Origin of the sequence: Brevibacterium aurantiacum, from assembly GCF_900169065.1 — a bacterium.
Taxonomy (GTDB): Bacteria; Actinomycetota; Actinomycetes; order Actinomycetales; family Brevibacteriaceae; genus Brevibacterium; species Brevibacterium aurantiacum.
Genome location: NZ_FXZB01000016.1, coordinates 46300 through 70288 on the forward strand (window position 1 = coordinate 46300; position 23989 = coordinate 70288).

A 23989-nucleotide genomic window follows, 5' to 3' on the forward strand; every position below is an offset into this window, starting at 1 on the left:
GGTGGTGGCAGTGCACGCACTCACGTGGTCTGTCCACGTTAGCCCTCGGACTGCGGCCCGACAAGAGTAGTGTGCCGCCGGTGCCAAGAAGCGCATACTGGTCCTATGCCGGAACTGCCCGAGGTCGACGCACTGGTGACATTTCTGCGCCCACGCATCGTCGGTGATTTCGTCACCCGAACCGACATCGGTGAACTCAGCATCCTCAAGACCGCAGATCCGCCGCTCGAGGCCCTCAACGGTCTCGAGATCACCGGAGTCTCCAGGGTCGGCAAGTCCCTCATCGTCGCCTTCGACGGGCTCGAGCTGGTGTGCCGCTTCGCCCGCGCCGGGTGGCTGGTCTGGCATGAATTGGTGCCCACGGGCCCGGTGAGGATGGGCAAAGGTCCCTTGGCTCTGCGCCTCCACCTGGCTTCCGGTGCTGGGTTCGACATCAGCGAAGCGGGCACGAAGAAGAACGCCGCGGCCTCCCTCGTGGCCGATCGCAGCGAGGTGCCGGCCATCGCGAACGCGGGACCCGATGCGCTGTCCATCGACGCCGCTGAGTTCACAGCGACGCTGGCCGGATCGACTGCACGGATCAAGACCGTGCTCGAAGACCAGTCGCTCATCTCAGGCATCGGCAATGCCTACTCCGACGAGATCCTCCACACCGCCCAGCTCTCGCCCTTCGCCACGGCCAACGGCGTCGATGCGCCGAGCCTTCTCGACACGATCCGCGAGGTCCTCGGCCACGCCCGCGAGGCTCTCATCGATCTGCCGCCGGCGAAGGTCAAGGCGGCGAAGAAGCGCGGATTCCGCGTTCATGGACGCACAGGGAAGACCTGCCCGGTGTGCGGTTCGACCATCGCCGAGGTCTCCTATGCCGATCAGTCGCTGCAGTACTGCCCCGGCTGCCAGACCGGCGGAAAGAAACTCAGCGATCGCCGCATGGACCGGCTCCTCAAATAGCCTGCTCCACACCCAAGCGGGTGTGCTGACGAGGGAATTTATGCCCCCGGGGTCATCGTTGCATGAGGTGAGTGAGAACGTGCGATACAGCGCGCGAACTGCCCACCGATACCTCGAGGACACAGGAGCATCATGACGAAGCAGATTCAGATCCCGGGCACCGACCTGAGCATCTTCCCCATCAACCTGGGCACCAACACCTTCGGCTGGACCGCCGACGAGGCGACATCCCATGCCGTCCTCGATGCGTTCGTCGCCGCCGGCGGCAACTTCCTCGACACTGCCGAGTCCTACCCGGCGTGGGTGCCCGGCAACACCGGCCGCGAATCAGAGACGATCATCGGCACCTGGCTCGCTGCCCGCGGCAACCGCGACAAGGTCGTCATCGCCACGAAGGTCGGCGACCATCCCGAGCACCAGACGCAGGACCCCGCTTATATCCGCACCGCCATCGACGCTTCCCTGCAGCGTCTCCAGACCGACTATGTCGACCTCTACTACGCTCACCGCGATGATGAGGTGACCCCCATCGCCGAGGTGGCCCGGGTTTTCGATGAGATCGTGCGTGCCGGTAAGGCCAAGCACATCGCCGTGTCCAACTATTCCAAGGATCGTCTGGCCGAGTGGTTGGCTGTGGCAGAGGCGGAGAATCTGGCCACACCGGTGGCGATCCAGCCCCAGTACAGCCTTGTCTTCCGTCGTGACTACGAGACCGAACGGGCTCCGCTGGCACGCGAGCACAACCTCGGCGTCTTCACCTACTTCAGCCTTGCCGCAGGATTCCTCACCGGAAAGTACCGCACCGAGGCCGATCTCGAGGGTGCCAGCCGCGGCGGAATGGTGCAGGGCTACTTCAACGCCGATGGGCTCGCGGTCGTCGACGAGGTGGTCTCCATCGCCGAAGCCCACGACGTGGCACCGGCGACTGTGGCGCTCGCTTGGCTGTTGGCCAAGGGGATGACCGCTCCGATCGTTTCGGCGCGCGCTCCTGAGCAGCTCGATGACCTGATGGCAGCCCCGAAGCTGAGCCTCAGTGAGGACGAGGTCACTCGTCTGGATCGGTCTTCGGCGCCCTTCGCCTGATCAGCAGCGGTCGCATCGCGATCAGACCGAGGACAGGCCCCGGCAGCAGCAGCCATACGGCGCTCACTCCGATCGCTGCGATGAGGCTCTGCAGGATGACGATGCTGATGACGCTGACGGCGAAACCGAGGGAGTTCATCACCGTCAGCCCCGTTCCCGTCAGCTCTGCGGGAGCATGGCGGGCGGCGAGTTCCGAGAATTGGGGAGAGTCGGCGATGACGAGCAGCCCCCAGAGCGCGAGAGCCGCGATGAGGAGCGGGCCGACCTCGGGCAGCAGCGGGTAGATCAGACACATCAGTCCGGATCCGGCGAGTGCTGTTGCGGCGACCTTGGCACTGCCGGTTCGGCGGCTGATGATTCCGCCGGCCACGCATCCGAGGACGCCGGAGGCGATGACGAGGAAGCTCGTCGTCGCCAGGGCGGTGGGGCTGCCTGGGTGAGACAGGGCCGCGATGACAAGTGTGGGCACGACTGCCCAGAAGGCGTAGAGCTCCCACATGTGGCCCACGTATCCGAAGACGGCGGCGCGAAACATCCGGTCGCTGAACAGTCTGCGCAGAGCCGAGCCTTCGGCGACAGCTGGCGACGCGGGACGTGGCGGCACAGTCGCGTCCGCCGGCTTCTCCTCGCGATTAGAGATCGCTGTCCCGCGACGAGAGATCACTGCGATGAGTCCGGCTCCCAGGACGGCCAGAGCAGATGAACCCCACATGATCGACTGCCAGGGGAGGGCCGCGCCGACTGCCGACAGGAACTGCGGCATCGCGGTGCCCAGGGTGAGCATGGCCACGAGCCAGGCCAGAGCCTGCGCAGATTTCGCCTGGGCCCGCTTGACGATCATCTTCATTCCCATCGGATAGATGCCTGCGAGGCTCATTCCGACTGCGAAGCGGGAGATCCAGACGAGAACGAGGTCCGAGGGGCCGAGCGTCCACACGAAGTTCAGCGCAGCACCGACGAGGCTGGAGACGATGAAGATGCGTTCGGGCGGAAAGCGGTCGGCAATCCCGGTCGCCGCGCTCAACAGCGTCCCGGCGATGAAGCCGATCTGAGTTGCCGCAATCAGCCAACCGAACTGTGCCGGTGTCGAACCGAGCCAGGCAGAGAGGCCGTCGACGGCACCACTGGGGCTGAACCACAGGGACGTTCCGAACCACTGTGCCACGACGATGGCCAGGACGGCGGCTCCTGTGCCCCGTCCCGCCCACGACTTACCGACAGCCATTGTCTCTCCTGCACGACTATGCGTTTCCAGATCGCTGACAGGCCAATCGTGTCACGCGCCAGCGCTGGGGGACACCCCATGGGCGCGCATGGCCACCTTGGCGATGCCGGTGAGGAAGTCATCAGTCGAAGAACGCTGAGCAACCGGGGTGTGCACGCGTTGGACCAGGGCCTCGGTGATCCCGCCGACGATGATGAGACTGGTCAGGCCGCCGTCGTCTGGGCGCAGCGAGGACGTCGATCCGGGCAGGACGAAGACGGACAGCACACTTTCGAATGCCGAATCGACCGCGGCGGCGAGCATGCGCATCGTCGCTCTGCGTCTGGCTTCGAGGGACTCACTGACTCCGACGGCCTCGACCTCGAGGACGCGGGCCTTGCGCTCGTCGCTGAGCATCGGCATCAGGGCGGTGGAGACGATGTGGATGGTGGCCTCGAGGAGGCTGGTCCCGGCCGGAATCGTCAGCGTCGTCAGGGCTTGCCCGATCTCCTCGTTGAGGATGATGTAGAGCTCTTCGAGCAGCGATTCCTGTGCCGTCAGCGACTCCTGCCCGGCGTCTGATCTGCGGGCGGGGAAGAGGTCGTAGAAGGAGCGGCTCGAGACCCCTGACTCCTGGCACAGGGCCTGGATCGACGTCGCGCGAAAGCCGCGTGTTCCATACAGTTCGAGGGCTGCGGCGAGGAGCCTGTCGCGTCGGGCCCCGTCGCGGTCTGTCCGGGACGTCCCACGCCACAATCCCGCCGAGTCGGTGTCGGCGGAATTGTCGGGAGCAGGAATATTCATTCCCCCAGTATAGTGAAAATTCTGATTTTCAACGGCAGTATTGTGACATGCCTTACAACGTCAGACAGAAACATCGAGCCCCAGCGATCACCGAGGAGATCCGACCAGACCCTGCACTGCCGCAGGTCTGCGTGATCGGAGCCGGAGCCTCCGGACTCGCCGCAGCCAAAGCCCTCTACACCGCAGGTGTGCCCTTCGACTGCTTTGAGAAGGGCAGCGAATTCGGCGGCAACTGGCTCTTCGACAACCCCAACGGCGTCAGCGCCTGCTACGAAACCCTGCAGATCAACACCTCCTGCCCGCGCATGGCCTTCTCCGACTTCCCGATGCCCGCGGACTACCCGCACTACGCCAGCCACGATCAGGTCTACGCCTACTTCCGGGACTATGTCGACCACTTCGGCTTCGGCCACACGATCACCTTCAATACCGAAGTCACCCACGTCCGCCGAGGTGAGCGCGGCGGTTGGGATGTCGACATCCGGTCCTCTGCCGGCTCGGCCCACGACCAGACCGGGGGCCAGTCAGCGGTGACTGAGACCCGCCACTATGATGCCGTGATGGTCGCCAACGGCCACCACTGGGATGCCCGCTGGCCTGACCCCGGCTACCCGGGCCAGTTCGACGGAGAGCAGATCCACGCCCACGACTACCGCAGCGGAGACCAGCTCGAGGGCCGCGACGTTGTGGTCGTCGGTGCCGGCAACTCCGCGATGGACATCGCCGTCGAGGGCTCTCATCGGGCGCGCTCCGTCAATCTCTCCATTCGCCGTGGTCAATGGGTGATGAAGAAGACTCTCTTCGGTCTCGCCGCCGACCAGATCGCCCTGCCCGGCTGGGCGCCGTGGTGGGTGACAGCGGCACGACTGCGCATCGCCGCACTGCTCTCCGGGGGCCTGCGCCGATACGGTCTGCCCGTCCCAGAACACACACCCGGCCAATCACATCCGGTGCAGTCGGATGCCATCAGGGACCGCCTCGGCGCCGGTGCGATCACGGTAAATCCGGGCATCGAACGACTCGACGGGGACCGGGTGGTCTTCACCGATGGAAGTGAGGCACCGGCCGATCTCATCGTCTGGGCCACCGGCTATCGGGTGAAATTTCCGTTCTTCGATCCGGACCTGATCTCTGCCGAGGGCAACGATCTGCCGCTGTTCAAGCGCATGGTCCATCCCGACCGACCGGGCCTGTTCTTCATCGGTCTCCTACAGCCCGTCGGGGCCGTGATGCCGCTGGCCGAAGCTCAGTCCAGGCTGGCCGTCAAGTCGCTCACCGGGGAATACGTGCTGCCGGACCGGCAGGAGATGGTGCGGCGGATGCACGAGGACGATCGTCGCAACAAGCGGCAGTTCTACGATTCGCCCCGGCACACGATGCAGGTCGACTTCGACCACTATCTGCGAGAACTTGATCGTGAGACGCGAACGGGGCGGCAACGCACCCCCCGCAAAGGAAAGGTGGCGGCATGAGTGAGAAGCGTTCCCTGAACGGACAGGTAGTGGCCATCACCGGCGGCGCCCAGGGCATCGGTCGGGAGATCGCCGCCGAGTTCACGGCCGCCGGGGCGAAGGTGGCCATCGGCGACATCCACCTCGACGCTGCCCAGGAGACTGCCGCGGAATTGGGTGTGAGTGCCTACCGGCTCGACGTCTCAGACCCGGAATGCCTCAACGCGTTCCTCACCGAGGTGGCCCACGAGCTTGGGCCAATCGACATCTTCATCGGCAATGCGGGCCTGATGTGGGTCGGTCCCTTCGCCGAGGAGCCGGACTCGGCAGCCCGGGCACAGATCGAGGTCAACCTGCTCGGCGTGATCAACGGGATCAAGGCCGCAGCACCGGCCATGGTCGCCCGCGGTCGAGGCCACCTCATCACCGTGGCCTCGGCGGGATCCATCCTGCCCACCCCGGGGGAGGCGACCTATGCTGCCACGAAGCACGGCGTGCTCGGCTACCTCAAGGCCATCCGCGCAGAGTTGCGCGGCACCGGCGTTGTGGTCACCACGATCATGCCTGGGGTCGTCGACACGGCGCTGGCGGCAGGAACCTCGAGTGGTGCGGCGAAACTGCTCACCCCCGCCGAGGTGGCCCGCAGTGTGGTCAAGTCCGCACTTCGACCCCGGTTCGAGATCACCGTGCCCGGCTTCATCGGCCCGGCCGTCAAGGTGGCCAATCTGCTGCCGCTGGCGATCCGCGACCGACTCTTCGGGGCGATGGTGCCTAACCAGCTGTTGGCGCGCAAGAATCAGCGGCAGGACTACGAGGCTTCGTTCACCGCTTCCCGGCGGTGAGGAGTCTCAGGCGACGATCTCGTCCTTGGGTTCGACGGTGTGGGCGACGGCTGCGCCGATAACCGTGCCGATGGCGATCGAGAAGAACGTTGCTCCAGCGGCCAGCATGCTGCCCGCGACTCCGCTGCCGTCACCGAACTCGAGCTGAGAGGCATTGAGCAGGCCGAATGAACCGGGGGCGACGATGAGGAAGGCGGGGACGTAGCTGATTCGCCAGATCGGTCCGCGCGGCAGGCGGGAGAGGATGACGGCCACAAGCGAGGCGGCCAGTGCTCCAGCGAGACCGCCCACTGCGGCCCCGAACTCGGCGCCGATGCCCAGCTGCGCCGTCGCGGCGGCCGCGATGGTGACGATGATCGGCACCGTGTGTTCGAGCGGGGTGTAGAGGTAGAGCATCAATCCGATCGTGGCGCAGAGGACCCCGAGGGCAGAGAGCTGCCAGGCCGAGTCGGCGAGCTGGGAGTTCCGCAGCGCCTCGGCGCCGGTGCCGGTGATCGCGGCCGCACCGGCGACGCCGGCGATGAACATCGCCAGCTGCACCGAGGCCGAGACGAGCCGTGAACTGCCGGCCGAGAGCGCTCCGGCGGAGATCTCCGTCAGCCCGGTGACCACGGCGCTGCCCGGAAGCAGCAGCGCAAGCGTTGCGACGATCGTGCGCAGAGGGCTTTCGAGCCAGTCGAGCCGGTAGCCGATGAGCACGATGACGGAGACGATGAACGCCGAGCTCACCGGCAGCAGCGGATTGAGATTGGGCCACCGGCCGTTGATGGCGAGGACACCGGCGACGATGAGCGAGCCGAAGGCCGCGAAGGCCAGGTTGACCAGGCCGGGCTCGAGCAGCAGACACAGCCCGATGCCGATGGGTACGGCGCCGAGGTTGGAGAGCCACCCGGGCCAGCGCGGCGGTGCCGCGTGGACCTCGGTTTCGATCTTTAATCTGGCGGTTTCGATAGTGAGTCGCCGGGCCCGCAGGGCGTCGACAATGTCGAGTAGCTTCGCCGTCTGGTCGAAGCGCAGGTCGGGGCCGATGCGTTCGAACTTCGTCGAATCCCCGGACCCGGAGGTGAGGAACAGGCCGCGGGGGAGGGCGGCGACGCGGAGTTTTCTGATGCCCATGGTGCGGGCGAGGCCGGTCAGGGCGTCCTCGACGTCGACGGAGGAGATCCCACCCGCAAGCAGCCCGGCCCCGATGGTGACCAGCAGCTCCTGGGCGGCAGCAGGTGAATCGGTGTTCTCGGTCACTGCCACACCCCTCTCGTTCGCAGTCCGGCCGACGAGATCGAAGACTACCAGCAGGCGGCCCAGTGGTGGGCTGGCGTCATTTCCCTGGTGCGGTGATCCCCCCGACAGCGGAGCCGACGAGCACGGCTGCCGCGCGCTCGGCGATCATGATCGTCGGCGCATTCGTGTTGCCCGTGGGCACCTGCGGCATGATCGAGGCGTCGGCGATGCGCAGGCCGGTCAGTCCGTGGACCTTGAACGACTGCGGGTCGACGACGGCGGTGTCGTCCTGTCCCATCCGGCAGGTGCCGACCTGGTGGTGGTAGGTCACCACAGATCCCCGGACATATTCTTCGAGATCCTCATCGGCCACCTCGGCGCCGGGGAAGATCTCCGTGGGCTGCCACGATGCCAGGGCATCGGCGCGACCGATCTCCCGGCACTGCTTCACCGAGGCCACGAGGGCGTCGACGTCGGCCTGTTCGGACAGGACGTTCGGGTTGACCAGGGTCGGGTCCTGCGGATTCGGGCCGCTGAGCGTGACCTCGCCACGGGACTCGGGGCGAACGATTCCGCCCTGGAGAGTGAAGCCGTTGTCGGGTCCGGTCTGCACGTTCGGTGCGGAATCCTGGGCGTACATCGGCACGGAGAAGAACAGTGGTTGGGTGTCGGGCACCGGAAGGTCGGGGTTCGATTTCCAGAACAGATGCACCTCGGCGGGTGCCACCTCACCCATCGGCACGGGCTCGGATCCGGTGGTGAAGATGACGGGGGAGAGCCAGTGATCCTGGAGGTTCTTGCCTACACCCGGCAGGTCGTGGATGGGATCGACTTCGACCTCGCGCAGCTCCTCGGCGGGTCCGATGCCCGAACGCAGGAGCAGTTCCGGTGAGGCCAGCGCGCCCGTGGTGAGGACGACCTCGTCGGCGGTGACCGTGCCCACGCGACCGCGGAAGTCCACCTCAAGACCGGTGACGGTCTTGTCCTCGATGAGGAGACGACGAGCATGTGTCGAGGTGAGGATCGTGAGATTCCCATCGCCGAGGCGGGGCTTGAGATAGGCGCGCCAGGTGTTCAATCGTTTGCCGTCGCGGACGTTGAGTTGGATCCGGGAGATGCCTTCGACGCTGCCGGAGTTGTAGTCCGGGTTGTAGTCCAGGCCGGTCTGCTGCCCGGCGGCGACCATGTCCTCCTGGATGGGGTTGCGGGGGTAGTCGATGCGCACGTCCATGGGTCCGTCGGTGCCGCGGGCTTCCGTGACGTCGCCGTCATAGTTTTCGATGGCCTTGAACACGGGCAGCACTTCGTCCCAGGACCAGCCGGGGCAGCCGGATTCGACCCACTGCTCGTAGTCCCAGGCATCGCCGCGGACCCAGATCACGGCGTTGAGGGCGTTCGAGCCGCCGAGGACCTTGCCGCGAGGCAGGTGGATCTTGCGGTTCATCGCGGCCGGCTGCGGAGTCGTGTAATAGTCCCAGTCCTGCTTCGAATGCCAGATCAGGCCCAGGGTGTTGAGGTGATCGATGTTCGGGTTCGTCTCGTCCCCGCCAGCCTCGATGAGGCAGACCTTCTTACCTGCGTCGATGAGCCTGCGGGTGATCACACACCCTGCAGATCCGGCACCGACGACGACATAGTCGAAGTGCTCGTTGGGAAGGTCGGTCGGGCTGACTGCGCTGTCTGCGGTGGTGGCGTTCATGACGCCAGGCTAGTGAGCGGGTTGATGCGGCAACAGGGGAAGAGCGGAACTCTGCACGAACAGACAAGTTTGGACACTGCCGGTGCGTGGAGGGTCAATCAGGCGGACACAATAATGGACTGCCGAACTGTCCATACCGGCAAGGCCCTATAGTGGCCATCGAAACACTCACACAGACGGAGCAGGAGGCGAAATGCTGTTCGTTGCACGCATGGATGTCGTATTTCCAGAATCGATGACCGATGAGACCAAGGCCGAGTTCCAGGTCAAGGAGAAGGCCTATTCCGCCGATCTCCAGGAACGGGGAATCATGAAGGGCATCTGGCGCATCGTCGGCGAGTACTCCAATATCTCGATCTACGATGTCGACGATCTCGACTTCCTGCACGCGACCTTCCAGGGCTTCCCGATGTTCGCCTACATGAACGTCAAGGTCACGCCTCTGGCCAAGCACCCCAACGCGACGACCGACGACTTCTTCCGCCAGCTCTGAGGCTGACTCTGAATCTGCCTCTGAGGCTGCATTCCCGCAGAATTCTCGGAGTCAGGCTCAGACTCAAGGTCGGCGTCGAGCCCGCGCATCGATATAGCTGAGCACCAGGACGACAATGCTCAGCCCAGCCAGTGCTGCTGCGGCGGCGCCGACCGCTGTTCCCAGTGTGCTGGCGGTGGCGAGTGCGCCCATGCCGATTGCGATGGCGGCCTGCAGAATATAGGCGATGAGGTAGAGCAGGGACAGAGTCGAACCACGATGGCGCACCGGCGCGGCCTGGTTGATCACGCCCAGGCCGCCCGTGAAGGCAAATGAGTAGGCGGCTCCGCCGACGAGGCACCAAGCAAAGAACATGCCGAGCGAGCCGAATGCCGCCGCCGCGGCCATCAGCGCCAGGCCGACGAGTGTCAGAAGTGTTCCGACCAGCAGGGCAACGTGCGGTCGAACTCGGGCGAGGAACAGTCCGGTGAGTCCGATCGTTGCCGATGAGCATCCCAGCAGCGCTCCCACCAGTGCTGTGTCCGAAGTGCCTGCGAACTGTCCGATCATGTGTGCACCCAGCGAGAGGAAAATCGCCCCTGCACAGTAGGCCAGTGACACCGACAGGGTCGCCAGCGAGAAGCTCAGGCGCAGTTCGGGGAGAAGGCGCATCGCTCGAGGCCGCCACTTGTGCGTCAGGGTGGGGCGATCGTCCGGGGTGAGGACGAGTGCGATCACAGCACAGACGGTCAGCGCCAGGAGGAGAATGTAGCTCCAGAACAGAGGCATGGGCGCGAAGCGGGCGAATACTCCACTGAGCACGAGTGCCACGGTGAGCCCGGCCGCGGTGGAGACAGTCGCCAGAGAACTGGCGAATCTGGCATTGCCCGTCGTGTTGTTCTCGACCAAGGACGCTGTCGCGGCACCCATCGCCAATCCTGAACCGGCGCCCTGGAGTACACGTCCCAGGAATAGGAACGAGACGTTCGGGGCGATCGCGAAGGCGATGGCCGACGCCGCGATCAGTCCCACTCCCCAGATCATCACAAGACGGCGGCCGAACTGATCGGAGAGGTTGCCGAACAGGGGGAGGACGACGATCAGCGCAAGCTGGTAGGAGGCGAACACCAGCGTGACGATCGCCGAGCTCAGCCCCCACTTCTGTGCGTAGATCGGGTAGAGGACGCTCGGCGCCCCACTCGACCACAGCACCAGAGCCAGCACCGAGGCGGAGGCCCAGAACGCACCTCTCCTGCCCAGCCTGCCCACGGACGGCATCAGCTATCGGCTCTGAGATGCGAGCACAACGCGGGTCCGTGCATGTCAGAGGGAAGGGGCGTCATCGCAGTGCTCCTGATCAGGCTGGGTGATTGCAGTCTGCTCCCAGTTGTATCAGGACTCCTGCCGCAGCCCGGCTGGTGCTCACGCTTCGTAGACCAGATTTCCCTTAAAATAGGTCTTGAGCACCGTGGTCTCCGCCCATGGCTGCTCAGGATCGCTCATCACTCACCCCTCGCAGCAGTCGCCGTCGGAGTCACCGCAGTGTCCGCCCGAGGCCGGCGCGGGAACATCGAGAACGGGGGAGCGGTCGAAGAATCCTTCGGGTCGCAGCTTGAAGCCGACCGTGTCCACGGGCATGATCGGCCAGTCCTCGATCCGGGGGAAGTGAGTGAGGCCGAAGCTGTGCCACAGCACGATGTCCTCGCCGTCGACATTGCGATCCGCCGCGGTCCATCCGGGCAGGCCCGAATGCCCGGGATGCTGATTCGGGAAATCACCCGTCGGGTAGCGTTCGTCCTCGTGGTACTGCGAGACCCACAGCGCCTTCGACGCAAACGTCGCCCGCCGGTGGATCGAGGAGTCCTCGGCCGCGAGCAGCGTCGGCAGGCCTGTGGGATGGAGCTTGTACCCGACGGGTTCTCCGAGGCGGTTGGTCGACTCCGGGTTCGTCACCACCCAGGTCCGGGCCTTCGACTGGTCCGCATCCCGCTGAGCTGCCAGTTCAGTACCGAGTACGGTGCGTTTGCGGCTGAAGGCATTGCCGCGCGGGTTCGTCTCCGAGGTCGGCAGGCGCACGACGTCCTCCTCTTCGACCCGGCACTTGCCGCCGTCGAGAGCGAAGTCGAGACGTGCCCCGAAGAGGTGTTGGTGGAACGGGGCGCCCAAGCCGGGTGCGATTTCGGAGGCGAAGTCCGTTGATCCGTTCGGCAGGGCCGAGGTGAAGACGACGCCGGTGGCTTTGGCCTCGAACTCGATCGTGCCGTCGAGGTAGAGGTACCAGTAGAACCCGTAGTCGTAGTTGCCGACAGTGGTGAAGAAGGAGATGACGAACCGACGGTTGCGCCTGGTGTAGTCCACACCCGACCACAGGTCCGAATGCTTGGCCAGGATCGAGGCGTCCTCCTCGTGCATGCAGATGCCGTTCTTGATCTGCCGGGGCTCGCCGAGGTTGTTCACCACCCACGGAGACAGGTACGTGATGTCGCCCAGGCAGTCACACCCCAACTCGAGCGAGTTCGCCCACTGGCCGACGAGGTATTCGCCCGTGTCGAAGTAGTTCTGCCACGACCGCACCGGTGAGGGATCGCCGTAGGGCACGACCATCTCAGCGATCGCGGCCCGGTCGAGGATCGTGCGGGCGGTCTCGCCGTCGGTGAAGGCGATGTTGTGCAGGATGAGACCTTCACGCATGTCGAAGCCGACGTCGAAGGACCATTTCTCCCACTCGATGTGGTTGCCCTCGGTCAGCGTGAAGCTCGGGCCCTCCGGCTGCGTGATCTCAATCGGCTTCTGCGTGGTGCGCAGCGGACCGGTGAGCTCGGGATCGGTGTAGTTTCCGTGCTCGGTGGGCACCGGAACATCCTCGAGGTCGAGGATCTGATCGACGCTCCGATTGGTCACATCGACATACGCAACGAGGCCGTCGATCGGGTGTGCCCAGGCCGAATCGGTCTCGTTCGGCTGAAGGAAGGCCAGGCCACGCAGGATTCGTCGGCCCGATTCCTCCGGGTATTCGAAGACACCGGCCGACAGCGGAGCGACACGGACCTGCTCGACGGGCAGGCCACGTCGGGCGAGGATGGACTGCCACGTCGGGTCCGCGGCGAGGACCTCCTCGACGATCTCGAACTCCTCTTCCATGACCGGGAACTCACCCTCAGACGTCGAGTCCACCTCCGCGACTGAGTCGACCCGGGCATGCGTTGCGGACACGATGATGTCGCGGGATGTGCCGGCGGACTTGTCGATGACGAGGGCACGGAAACGACGGTCCACCTCGGCGGTGGTGCGCTTCTGACCGCGCACGGGATCGAGCAGGCCGACGTAGGCCATGCGCGCCTCGGCGGGGAAGTGCCCGGCCTCGCGCAGTACCGAGGTCACGCTCGCGATCTCGTCCTGACTCGGCAGTGAGAACGGGGTGAGTTCGGTCCGGGAGGATGGTTCAGCGGGAGTGGAATGGCAGGACATGTGTGCACCTTTGCAACGTGGTATATGTGTGCTGACTCACGTAATAATCTACACTTGTAGAAATTAAAGTCAAGAGTGTTGCACCGGAGGAAGCATGCCCAAGATCGTCGATCACGACCAGCGTCGGCGCGACCTCGTCGAGGCGACTCTGCGGATCATCCTCAGGCAGGGGCTGGCTGGAGCGACGATGCGCGATATCGCCACCGAGGCGGGATTCGCCAACGGTGCGATGAAGTCGTATTTCGCCTCCAAATCCGACCTGCTCGCGGCCACCTACCTCTTCGTCTTTGAGGCCACGAACCGCCGCGTCGAGTTCTCGACCTCGCACCTGCGCGGAATCGACGCCCTGCGCGCCTTCGCCGCCGAAGTCCTGCCGGTCACGCCCGAACTCCAGGACGAGGCCAGGATCGTCTTGTCCTTCTTCGCCGAGGTGGCCCAGAGTCCCGATCATGCCCGCACCACCCGCAAGACCATGACGCAGTGGCGAGCGTGGATCGTGGAGTGGCTCGACCAGGCCCGCACGGACGGAGAATTGGCCGCCGAGGTGGTTCTTGAGCCTGCGACCGATGTCCTCCTGACCTATCTGCTCGGTGCGCAGACGACCGCGATGATCGGCGCCGAGAACACCGATTTCGCAGGCTTCCGCACCCAACTCGACTATGTCATCGACCGCATGACGGTCAATGTTCCGAACTCGTGACCAATTGGTCGGTAATTCCAGACCGGCTCGTGACTCCCTGCTCAGTTGGGGATAGAGTGAGCGCCAAGTGATCGCCGACGCAGAGGTCGACGATCGGTCGTTTCTGCAGAGGACGAAGATGTTACTAGAGAGCACAGCGTCTGATTTCGACGGTTGGAAGTCCCTCGTCTCGGACTCGTTCGTGCCGCTGGACACGGAACCCCAGCGCCGAGGCGGTTTCCAAGGGACCATCAGCGCCCGCGACTACGATTCCGTCGTTATGTCCCACATCAGTGCGAACCCCCACGCCGTGCTGCGCACACCGAGTCTCATCTCCCGCGAGACGGCAGGACCGGCCGATGGCACTGCCGCGGCGGCCAACAACTACTACAAGGTCTCCCTCCAGCTCAAGGGCCACGGACTGCTCATCCAGGACGGGCGGGAAGTCTCCCTGGCACCGGGCTCACTGGCCATCTACGACACCTCCCGGCCCTACACGCTGAGCTTCGACTGCGACTTCTCCTCCTACGTCATGATGTTCCCGCAGTCGCGGGTCAACCTGCCCGCCGACACCGTCGGTGAGCTCACAGCCACCTCGATCGGCGCCGAGCATCAGCTGGGCGCCGTGGCCACGCAGATCATCACCCAGGCCGGGGCCATGCTGCCCACACTCAGTAGGTCCATCGGAATCAGGTTGGCTGGCAACGTCGTCGACCTGCTCACCACAGTCATGGCCGATGAACTCGCCGAGGCGGAGGTGCCGGGGGAGCGGCAGCGCCTGTGGTCGCAGATCACCGCCTATATCGATGCGAACCTGGCCGATCCGCAGCTCTCACCGTCGACGATTGCCGCCGCGCATTTCATGTCCGTGCGAGCCCTTCACCAGGTCTTCGAAGGCAGCGGTGAGACGGTGTCGGGCGAGATTCGTCGTCGCCGGATCGCTCGCTGCCGGCAGGATCTGGCCGATCCGGCACAGGTGCAGGTGCCGGTTGCCGCCATCGGTGCCCGCTGGGGCTTGGGCGACCCGGCCCATTTCTCGCGACTCTTCCGCAGCGTCGTCGGCCGGCCACCGGCCCAGTACCGCCGCAGCTCGCTGACCTGACTGCGCCGAAAGTCAAGAGTCCTGCCCCCAGAGCCAAGACGCGGCAGGGGGCGATGGGAGAACCTGACGATACAGCCACTATCGCAAGGGGGATCACATGGGCGTGAATCTCAGCACTGGAAGCGAACCTGACAGCGCATCCGACCAGCCAACCACCACGGGTCTCGATGCCCGCCGCATCGGCACCGTGGCGCTCGTCTTCATGATCATTGCCGCCTCGGCGCCGTTGACCGTGGTCGCCGGCGGCGTCCCGAGCAACTTCGCGATCACCGGTCTCCTCGGAATCCCACTGTCGTTCGTCGTTCTGGGCATCATTCTCGTCCTCTTCGCCATCGGCTATGCGGCGATGAGCAGGCACGTGCACAACGCCGGTGCCTTCTTCGCCTACATCTCCAAGGGCCTGGGCAAGCCCGTCGGGATGGGCGCGGCCGTCACCGCGCTCGTCGCCTACAACTCGATGCAGATCGGCATCGCCGGAATGTTCGGCTTCGTCTTCTCCTCCTTCCTCGATTCGATCTTCGGCCTGCAGGTCTCCTGGTGGGTCTGTGCACTCATCGCCTGGGTCATCGTCGGAATCATGGGTGTCCTGCGGGTCGACTTCTCCGCGAAGGTCCTCGGGATCATCGTCGGCACCGAATTCCTCGTCGTCATCATCTACGACATCATCGGTCTCAGCCACAGCCCCGAGGGCGTCACCGCCGGTGGCATGCTTCCCGACCAACTCTTCGCACCCGGAGTCGGCGCGGCCCTGGCGTTCTCGATCGCGGCGTTCATGGGCTTCGAATCGGGTGCCATCTACAACGAAGAGGTCAAGGACCCCAAGCGCACGGCAGGACGGGCGACTATCATCGCGGTGAGCATCATCGCCGTCTTCTACGCATTCTCCGCCTGGGCGATGACCGTGGCCGAAGGAACCTCGAACGTCGTCGGGCGATCGCAGGAGTTCGGCCCCGACCTCATGTTCGTCTTCCTCGGCGAACATGCCCCGGTCTGGTTCGTCGACCTCGCGAACCTGCTCTTCCTCACCTCGCTCCTGGCCGCACTCGTGGCCTTCCACAACATCGTGGCCCGCTACTTCTTCGCCCTCGGGCGTGATCGGGTGCTGCCGAGCGTTCTCGCCAGGACCTCGCGTCGTACGGGTGCCCCGATTGCCGGATCTCTGACCCAGTCAGGGCTGGCACTCGTCGTCATCCTCGTCTTCGCCATTGCCGGTCCGGGCAGTGAGGACCCGCTGTTTCCCGTCGTCACCCTCTTCACCTGGCTGACGAATATGGGTGCCTTCGGGCTCGTGTTGCTCATGGCTCTGACTGCGCTGGCCGTCGTCGGATTCCTGCGCTCTCACTCACACGAATATTCGCTGTGGACCAGAGCAATCGCACCTGGTCTCTCAGCGATCGGACTGCTCATCCTCTTCATCTCCATCGTCGTGAACTTCAACGTCCTCATCGGACTTGAAGGTACCTCGGTGCTGTCCTGGCTGCTGCCCGCCATCGTGCTCGTGCCCGGCATCATCGGGACCATCTGGGCACTCGTCCTCCGGTCGAGTCGCCCACAGGTCTATGCAGGCATCGGCACAGGTGGAAGCCTGGGATGAGGCCCCGACTCAACCGACCCGCAATCACTCGATCCACCCTCGAAAAAGGAGAATCATGAGCACCGACCTCACCACCTTCGCCGGACTGCTGTCATCCGTCGATGATCCCAAAGGCCGCGAACTGCTCGACCCCGCCACCGGCGAGGTTGTCGGTCGTACCCGTGAAGGCAGCCCCGCCGACATCGACACCGCTGTCGCTGCCGCCCGCAAGGTCCAGTCCGACTGGGCAGCGCGGACCTCTGCCGAACGCAGCGAGCTGCTGAACAAGGCCGCCGACGCAATCGAAGCTTCCGCCGAAGCGCTGGCCGAGCTGCTCTCACGCGAACAGGGCAAGCCGCTCAACGGACCCAACGCCCGCTTCGAGGTCGGAGCATGCGCCGCTTGGCTGCGCGCCAACGCCGCCTTCGAACTCGAGCCAGAGGTCCTCGTCGACGATGAGGAGACCCACGCCGAACTCCACTACGCGCCCGTCGGAGTCGTCGGTGCCGTCGGTCCCTGGAACTGGCCGATGATGATCTCGGTCTGGCAGTTCGCGCCCTCGCTGAAGATGGGCAACACCGTCGTCCTCAAGCCCTCCGAGTACACGCCTCTGTCCGTGCAGGCGCTCGTCGCAGTTATCAACCAGGTCCTGCCTGCAGACGTTCTCACGGTCGTTCCCGGCAGCGGCGAGGTCGGTGCGGCCCTGACCTCCCACGCCGACATCGACAAGATCATGTTTACTGGATCGACAAAGACCGGCCAGGCCATCATGCGCTCGGCCGCGGACACCCTGGCCAGGCTGACGCTGGAGCTGGGAGGCAACGACGCAGGAATCGTGCTCGAGAACGCCGATCCTGCCGCCATTGCCGGCGACCTGTTCTGGGGTGCGTTCATCAACACCGGTCAGACCTGTGCGGCGATGAAGCGCCTCTACGTTCCCGAATCCCTCTACGACCAGGTCTGCGAAGCCCTCGTCGAGGTGGCCAAGCAGTCACCGATGGGTGTGGGCCTGGAAGAGGAGAACGTACTCGGACCGCTGCAGAACAAGCAGCAATACGACATCGTCGCCAAACTCGTGCAGGCCGCCAAAGACTCCGGCGCCCGTGTCCTCACCGGCGGTGACCCCGCTGCAGACCAGCCGGGCTACTTCTACCCGACCACGCTGGTGGCCGACATCGACAACGACAACCCGTTGGTCGCCGAGGAGCAGTTCGGCCCGGCCCTGCCGATCATCAAGTACACCGACCTCGAACAGGCCATCGGCTGGGCCAACGAGCTCGAGGTCGGCCTGGGCTCATCGGTCTGGGGCAGCGATCTCGAGGAGTGCAAAAAGGTCGCGGCTCGTCTCCAGGCAGGATCGACGTGGATCAACAAGCATGGCGCCGTGGACCCACGCATCCCCTTCGGCGGCGTGAAGAAATCCGGCTTCGGACTCGAGTTCGGCATCGAAGGCCTCAAGCACGTCAGCGTTCCCCACGTGATCAGCTGGTAACAGCTGCTCTCCCGGCGCGGCCGCTCGCGAGTCCGCAGCCGGTCCGTTTCCCTAATACTCCTCGACGTCACGATTTTCGCGTGGCGCCGGGGAGTTTTAGTGACGTCGGGCAAATTAGTGAGGTGGACTCGGAAGGACGAACATTCCATCCGGCGAAACCGGTGCCGGGCGAGGGCCGGGCTTCGAAAAGACGCTGACTGACCATGGCGACGTTTCGTCGAACTGGCCGAGGTGCCAATCGCCGAAGCGCTGGTTCAAGCGGAGAGCGCTCGCCTCACACGCAGAATCCTGATCGCTCGGACCGCCTTGAACGTGTGTGGTGGTACCGATGATGAGGATTCCACCTGGTCGGAGAACCTCCCCGATTCGCTTGAACACATCTCCGAGCTCGGGAAGGAACGCAGGAACATTGCCCGACATGAGCACGACATCATAGAGTTGCGGCAAGCCCTCGTCGGCCAAGGACTCAGCCGAGATTTTGGTGGCGCTCATCAACCGGAACCACGAAGGGTCGTAGAGTTCCCCGGCCACTTGTAAAACCTCGGAACTCGGATCGATCCCGAACGCGTCATGGCCTCTGGCCTGCAGTCCGTTGACAGCATTCCCGATACCGCATCCAATATCGAGAACGCGAGATTCGCGATCAACGATCATGTCGATGAAGCGAACATCGACCTCAAGGTCGGTGCCTGAATCCACAAATCCGCGCATCTTCGCCGCATAAGCCTTGTCATCAATCGGCATCTCCATCACCTCAACCCTCACTCGCCTCGGGCAGGATCTCCTGCACGATCTCGACGACCCGAGCCAGAGCCTTCGAGGGATTGTTGCGGCGCCAACCGAGCGCCAATGTGAACGCATCCCCACCCTCGGCGAGACGAACATAGGTGACCCCGTCGATGCGGATGTGATTCGAGGACTCGACGACGATCGCGATCCCGACCTGCGCGCCCACGAGCGCGAGCAGACTGTAGGGATCAGGTGCCTCCTGCGCGATGTGCGGAAGATAGCCGGCCTGATCGGCCAGGCGCATCATCGCCTCCCGCACCTGCGAACCGTGTGACGGCGCATACGTGATGAATGGCTGCTCCTTCAGGTCAGCCATCGACACGCTCTCCGCATCGGCGAGCTCGTGGCTGGTGGGGACCGCGACCATGACCCGCTCCTGCCGGATGACGTGGACGGCGATGCCCGCAGGTGCCGGCGGGGAGATGATCCCCATATCCATGGTCCCGTCGCGAACGGCCAGCGCCGACTCACCGGAATACGTCTGCGGGTGCATCTCCAGGCTGATGCCCGGCTGCCGGTGCGCGACCTCCCTGGCGAGCAGGGACAGGATCGAATAGCCGCTCGTCCCGCCGAACCCGATCCGCACCCGGCCGACCACACCCTCCTTCGCAGCACGAGCGATGCGACGTGCACCCTCGACCTGCGCTTGGATCGACCGAGCGGGCTCGATCAGCGCCTCACCCGAGGATGTCAGTCGCACCCGACGCGTGGTCCGTTCGAACAGCTGCACGTCGAGGTCCTTCTCAAGCGAGCGGATCATCTGGCTCAATGCCGGTTGGGCGATGTGCAGGGTCTCCGCGGCCCGCCCGAAATGCAGCTCCTGCGCGACGGCGAGGAACGCCGAGAAGTGCCGCAGCTCCATGGTGCTCGCTTTCGTCGTTGACCGGCTCTATCCACTGTCAGCCAAGCATTGATAATGAATTGCAAATAATAACCATGATATTACGTCTTGGACACCGCGTAATACAAGTGGAACAGTAAGGAACCATGAACTACGTCGACCTCGACCCCGCCCTGCAGCCGCTGATCGAGTCCTACCTTGAATCGGCAGATCGAGAGCTGCTCGCCCCGGTGCTCACTGCGCTCGGGGCCGACGCCGCGCAGCGCCTCGCCCCTTTGGCCGACGTCGCGGACAAAAACCCGCCGAGGCTCGAGCAGTTCAACCGCGAAGGCGACCGGGTCGACACCATCGACTACCACCACAGCTACCAGGAGCTGCAGAAGGCCGCCTACGAGGAGTACGGCCTCTCCGCACTCTCGCACCGCGGACTCCACGGCTGGGACGACGTGCCACCGCACCTGGTGAAGTACATCCTCTCCTACGTCTTCGTCCAAGCCGAGTTCGGTCTGGCCTGCCCGGTATCGATGACCGATGCAGCTGCGAGGACCCTGCGGAAGTTCGGCGAAGGAGAGCAGATCGCCGAGGCGATCGACCGGCTGATCTCGACCGATCCCGATCATCGGTTCACCGGAGCGATGTTCATGACCGAGATCCACGCCGGCACCGACATCGCCCAGACCTCGACGGTGGCCGAACGCGACGGTGAGAACTGGGCCCTGTCCGGGCGCAAATGGTTCGCCTCGAACCCGGACGCCGACATCATCCTCACCCTCGCCAGATTCCCCGGCGGCGATGACACCACACGCGGCGTCGGACTGTTCATGCTGCCCAAGCACCGCCCGGACGGGACGAAGAACTCCTATGTCATCGACCGGCTCAAGGACAAGCTCGGCACCAGGTCCATGCCCAGCGGCGAGGTCACCCTCAGCGGAGCCTATGCCGTCCAGGTCGGGGCGCTCGAGCGCGGATTCCGGCAGATGGCGGAGATGGTCAACACCTCCCGCCTGTCCAACGCGATGCGCGCCACCGCCCTCATGCGCCGCTCGATCAACGAGGCGCTCGCCCACGCCCGCCAGCGCGTCGTCTTCGGCAAGGCCCTTATCGAGGCACCTCTGATGCGCATGACTCTGCTGCCGCTGCAGGCCGATGCCGAGGCAGCGCTCGGGCTCGTCTTCTACTGCGGTGACATGCTCCAGAAGGCCGATGCCGGCGATGCTTCCGCGGCTGCGCAGATTCGCGTACTCACGCCGCTGGCCAAGCATTACATCTGCAAACGTGCTCGCTTCGTCACCGGTGAGGCGATGGAGGTCCGTGGCGGTCGCGGCTACATCGAGGAATTCCCCGACGCCCGCCTCGTCCGCGACTCCCACCTCGGCTCGATCTGGGAGGGCTCAAGCAACGTCATCGCCCTCGATGTCCTGCGCTGCATGCGCAAACAGAACACGCACCAGCTCCTGGCCGAGACGATGACGCAGAAACTGAACACGATCACCTTCGCCGAGGCGGGTCCTGAGATCCGTGAGCTCCTGACCAGGTGGACGGCGATCGTTGATCGCGGTGACGTGATCCTGAGCGTCGAGTCGGATGCTGCCGAGGCGCTCATCGGCGGCTATGCCGACGATTTGGCGCACCTGATCATGGCTGCCCTGCTGCTCGAGCAGGCCGATGCCGAAGTCAGCCGTGACGACAACTTCCGCAAGCTGCTCGTCGCCAGGGCCTTCATCGGCAGCAACATCACTGCCGATGAGAATGCTGTGGTCGACACACTCACTCATTTCGAAGACATCGTCGATGGCGAAACGGTGCCCCGCGATGCTGTCTCAACCGACGTCGTCCCCACACCCGCACCCGTGGCCTGAAGTCACAGAACACCGGAGTAAGTCGTGAGAACCACAGAAACAGAATCCACGCCCGATACGAGCACCGCGGCAGGTGGGTCCTTCGCAGGCCCTCTTGCCGGTGTGCGCGTCATCGATCTCTCGAAGATCCTCGCCGGGCCCTATGCCACGATGTCTCTGGCTGACCTCGGTGCCGAGGTCATCAAGGTCGAACACCCCGATGGGGGAGACCCGACTCGTGCCTGGGGTCCACCCATGGTCGGTGCCGATGCCACGTACTTCCACGCAGCGAACCACAGCAAGAAGTCCGTGACGATCGACCTCAAATCCGAACGAGGACAGGCCCAGGTTCACGAGCTGTTGGCCGAGGCCGATGTCCTCGTCGAAAACTTCCGACCCGGCAGCTCACTGCAGACGATCTTCGACTACAAGGAACTGGCAGCGAAGTTCCCGCACCTCGTCATCCTCCGCATCTCCGCCTACGGCGATCACGGGCCGATGCGCGACGAACCCGGTTATGACATGGTCGCCCAGGCTCGCGGTGGGCTCATGTCTCTGACCGGTGAGGCAGGGGGACCGCCGATGAAGGCCGGGTTCGCCATGGGTGACCTGGGTGCAGGGCTGTTCGGCATCATCGGAATCGTCTCCGCACTCTTCGAACGCAGCCGGACCGGCAAGGGCCAATACCTGACGACCTCGCTCTACGAAGGACAGCTGGCACTGCACGTGAACTGGGCGACGAACTACTTCGCCGACGGCAATCGCCCACATGCGCTGGGATCCGGGCACCCCAACCTCGTGCCCTACCAGGCGTATCGGGCCGCCGATGACTACTTCGTCATCGCCATCGGCAACGACTCCCTGTGGCAGCGCCTGTGCACCGCCATCGAGCGACCCGACCTCGGCGATGACGAACGCCTGTCGGCCAACCGCGGTCGAGTCGAGCACCGCGAATACCTCAACGAGGAGCTCTCCCGCACCCTGCGCACGAACACCGTCGAGCACTGGTGCGAGAGGTTCTCGACCACCGAGATCCCCGCTGCACCGATCAAACACCTCGACGAGGTCTATGCCGATCCGCAGACCGAAGCCCTCGGGATGGTCCAGACGGTCGACCATCCCTCCGCCGGACCAATACGGCAGGTGGCATTCCCCGTCAACTTCAACGGAGTCCGCCCACCCGTGCGCTCCGCGCCACCGGAGCTCGGAGCCGATACTCACGACTTCCTCGGCGCCGCCGACCACCCACACCCAGCCACCACAGGAGCCTGAAATGACTACGACCGCCACTGCGCAGGACGCCGCCGACCTCGACAAGTCCGACCTCCTCAACCTCGAAGGCCTCCTCAGCGAGGTCGAGATCCAACTTCGCGACAAGGTGCGAGCCTTCGTCGATGAGCGTTTCCGTCCGAGCATCGCCGACTGGTATGAAAACGCGCACTTCCCCGTCGAGATCGTGCGCGAAATGGGCGAGCTCGGACTGTTAGGCATGCACCTGCACGGCTACGGCTGCCCGGGACGATCCGCCGTCGAATACGGCCTCGCAGCCATGGAGCTCGAAGCCGGTGACTCAGGCCTACGCACCTTCGTCTCCGTCCAGGGATCGCTGGCGATGTCCGCGATCCACAAGTTCGGTTCCGAAGAGCAGAAGAACCGGTACCTGCCGGGCATGGCCAAGGGCGAGATCATCGGCTGCTTCGGCCTGACCGAGCCCACCGCCGGATCCGACCCGGGATCGATGGCGACCACAGCAACACGCAATGACGACGGTTCGTGGACCCTCAACGGAGCCAAGCGCTGGATCGGCCTGGCTTCCATCGCCGATATCGCCGTCATCTGGGCCGCGACCGACGAAGGCATCCGCGGGTTCCTCGTCCCCACCGACACCGCAGGCTTCACCGCGACCCCGATCGAACAGAAGCTGTCGATGCGCGCCTCCATCCAGTGCGATATCGACATCGCCGATGTCCAACTGCCCGCCGAGGCTGTCCTGCCCGATGTGCGTGGACTCAAGGGGCCGTTCTCCTGCCTCAATGAGGCCCGCTACGGAATCATGTGGGGCGCAATGGGCGCCGCTCGCGACTCCTACGAGGTGGCCCTGAAGTATGCGCAGGAGAGAATGCAGTTCGACAAGCCGCTCTCCGGCTATCAGATCACCCAGCAGAAGCTGGTGAACATGGTCCTCGAGATCCAGAAGGGGATTCTTGTGGCACTGCAGACCGGTCGCCTCAAGGACGCCGGGACGCTCGACCCTGTCCAGATCTCGGTCGGCAAACTCAACAACTGCAGAGAGGCCATCGCCATCTGCCGGGAAGCCCGGACGATGCTCGGCGGCAACGGCATCACCCTCGAATACTCACCGCTGCGGCATGCAAACAACCTCGAATCGGTGCGCACCTACGAGGGAACCGATGAGGTGCACACTCTGATTCTGGGTCGTCACATCACGGGTGAGCAGGCGTTCCGGTAGGGCGAGCTTT

General features: G+C 64.6%; 20 protein-coding genes. 12 read left to right on the top strand and 8 right to left on the bottom strand.

Annotated elements, in window-relative coordinates; genetic code table 11:
- The first annotated feature begins 105 nt into the window (after positions 1–105).
- Together BAUR9175_RS12035 and BAUR9175_RS12040 are read left to right on the top strand one after the other, a co-directional pair.
- Positions 106–951 carry a DNA-formamidopyrimidine glycosylase family protein gene (locus BAUR9175_RS12035; protein WP_101583902.1) on the top strand — a complete coding sequence of 282 codons (846 nt, stop codon included), beginning with the start codon at positions 106–108 and terminating at the stop codon, positions 949–951.
- Between the two features lie 132 nt (positions 952–1083).
- A complete protein-coding gene (locus tag BAUR9175_RS12040) occupies positions 1084–2034 on the top strand; it encodes an aldo/keto reductase (protein ID WP_101583904.1) in 951 nt (316 codons plus the stop codon).
- Here the strand turns inward: BAUR9175_RS12040 and BAUR9175_RS12045 are convergent.
- Entirely contained in the window at positions 1997–3259 is a 1263-nt protein-coding gene (locus BAUR9175_RS12045; RefSeq protein ID WP_101583905.1) for an MFS transporter, read from the bottom strand. The two genes, BAUR9175_RS12040 and BAUR9175_RS12045, sit on opposite strands and share 38 nt — an antisense overlap.
- Before the next feature lie 51 nt (positions 3260–3310).
- Positions 3311–4042, bottom strand: a complete 732-nt coding sequence (locus tag BAUR9175_RS12050; RefSeq protein WP_101583907.1) for a TetR/AcrR family transcriptional regulator — start codon at positions 4040–4042, stop codon at positions 3311–3313.
- Between the two features lie 47 nt (positions 4043–4089).
- On the opposite strand from BAUR9175_RS12050, the gene BAUR9175_RS12055 reads away from it, so the two are divergent.
- On the top strand, positions 4090–5514 hold the full coding sequence (locus tag BAUR9175_RS12055; RefSeq protein WP_101583909.1) for a flavin-containing monooxygenase: 1425 nt from the start codon (positions 4090–4092) through the stop codon (positions 5512–5514).
- Positions 5511–6335, top strand: a complete 825-nt coding sequence (locus BAUR9175_RS12060) for an SDR family oxidoreductase (protein ID WP_101583911.1) — start codon at positions 5511–5513, stop codon at positions 6333–6335. The genes BAUR9175_RS12055 and BAUR9175_RS12060 overlap by 4 nt, the downstream gene beginning before the upstream one ends.
- Positions 6336–6341: 6 nt before the next feature.
- Here the strand turns inward: BAUR9175_RS12060 and BAUR9175_RS12065 are convergent, their stop codons facing one another.
- Together BAUR9175_RS12065 and BAUR9175_RS12070 are read right to left on the bottom strand one after the other, a co-directional pair.
- Positions 6342–7577 (bottom strand): threonine/serine exporter family protein, encoded by a 1236-nt coding sequence (locus BAUR9175_RS12065; RefSeq protein WP_162619311.1) that lies wholly within the window; start codon positions 7575–7577, stop codon positions 6342–6344.
- 76 nt (positions 7578–7653) lie between these two features.
- The gene (locus tag BAUR9175_RS12070; RefSeq protein ID WP_101583913.1) at positions 7654–9255 is read right to left on the bottom strand and encodes a GMC family oxidoreductase; all 1602 of its coding nucleotides are present in this window, start codon (positions 9253–9255) and stop codon (positions 7654–7656) included.
- A gap of 193 nt (positions 9256–9448) precedes the next feature.
- Between BAUR9175_RS12070 and BAUR9175_RS12075 the strand changes: the two genes are divergently transcribed.
- The gene (locus BAUR9175_RS12075; RefSeq protein ID WP_009881572.1) at positions 9449–9748 is read left to right on the top strand and encodes a muconolactone Delta-isomerase; all 300 of its coding nucleotides are present in this window, start codon (positions 9449–9451) and stop codon (positions 9746–9748) included.
- A gap of 63 nt (positions 9749–9811) precedes the next feature.
- On the opposite strand, the gene BAUR9175_RS12080 is transcribed toward BAUR9175_RS12075, so the two are convergent.
- A complete protein-coding gene (locus tag BAUR9175_RS12080; RefSeq protein WP_069599523.1) occupies positions 9812–11005 on the bottom strand; it encodes an MFS transporter in 1194 nt (397 codons plus the stop codon).
- Between the two features lie 228 nt (positions 11006–11233).
- Entirely contained in the window at positions 11234–13195 is a 1962-nt protein-coding gene (locus BAUR9175_RS12085; RefSeq protein ID WP_096160359.1) for a primary-amine oxidase, read from the bottom strand.
- A gap of 94 nt (positions 13196–13289) precedes the next feature.
- Between BAUR9175_RS12085 and BAUR9175_RS12090 the strand changes: the two genes are divergently transcribed.
- The 4 genes from BAUR9175_RS12090 (at position 13290) to BAUR9175_RS12105 (ending at position 18041) form a co-directional block, all read left to right on the top strand.
- Positions 13290–13895: a TetR/AcrR family transcriptional regulator gene (locus BAUR9175_RS12090; RefSeq protein ID WP_101583915.1), complete on the top strand. Its 606-nt coding sequence runs from the start codon at positions 13290–13292 to the stop codon at positions 13893–13895.
- A gap of 118 nt (positions 13896–14013) precedes the next feature.
- Entirely contained in the window at positions 14014–14976 is a 963-nt protein-coding gene (locus BAUR9175_RS12095) for an AraC-like ligand-binding domain-containing protein (RefSeq protein WP_257944328.1), read from the top strand.
- Between the two features lie 97 nt (positions 14977–15073).
- On the top strand, positions 15074–16570 hold the full coding sequence (locus tag BAUR9175_RS12100) for an APC family permease (RefSeq protein ID WP_101583919.1): 1497 nt from the start codon (positions 15074–15076) through the stop codon (positions 16568–16570).
- A gap of 55 nt (positions 16571–16625) precedes the next feature.
- Positions 16626–18041: an aldehyde dehydrogenase family protein gene (locus tag BAUR9175_RS12105; protein WP_101583921.1), complete on the top strand. Its 1416-nt coding sequence runs from the start codon at positions 16626–16628 to the stop codon at positions 18039–18041.
- 114 nt (positions 18042–18155) lie between these two features.
- Here the strand turns inward: BAUR9175_RS12105 and BAUR9175_RS12110 are convergent, their stop codons facing one another.
- Both BAUR9175_RS12110 and BAUR9175_RS12115 read right to left on the bottom strand, forming a co-directional pair.
- The gene (locus tag BAUR9175_RS12110) at positions 18156–18785 is read right to left on the bottom strand and encodes a class I SAM-dependent methyltransferase (protein WP_240513750.1); all 630 of its coding nucleotides are present in this window, start codon (positions 18783–18785) and stop codon (positions 18156–18158) included.
- 10 nt (positions 18786–18795) lie between these two features.
- Positions 18796–19692, bottom strand: a complete 897-nt coding sequence (locus tag BAUR9175_RS12115) for a LysR family transcriptional regulator (protein ID WP_101583923.1) — start codon at positions 19690–19692, stop codon at positions 18796–18798.
- A 125-nt stretch (positions 19693–19817) separates the two neighbouring features.
- Between BAUR9175_RS12115 and BAUR9175_RS12120 the strand changes: the two genes are divergently transcribed.
- The 3 genes from BAUR9175_RS12120 to BAUR9175_RS12130 are packed head-to-tail and all read left to right on the top strand — an operon-like array spanning position 19818 to position 23979.
- Entirely contained in the window at positions 19818–21530 is a 1713-nt protein-coding gene (locus tag BAUR9175_RS12120; RefSeq protein ID WP_101583924.1) for an acyl-CoA dehydrogenase family protein, read from the top strand.
- 24 nt (positions 21531–21554) lie between these two features.
- A complete protein-coding gene (locus tag BAUR9175_RS12125) occupies positions 21555–22781 on the top strand; it encodes a CaiB/BaiF CoA transferase family protein (RefSeq protein WP_219618409.1) in 1227 nt (408 codons plus the stop codon).
- Between the two features lies 1 nt (position 22782).
- Entirely contained in the window at positions 22783–23979 is a 1197-nt protein-coding gene (locus tag BAUR9175_RS12130; protein ID WP_101557048.1) for an acyl-CoA dehydrogenase family protein, read from the top strand.
- Positions 23980–23989: the final 10 nt, after the last annotated feature.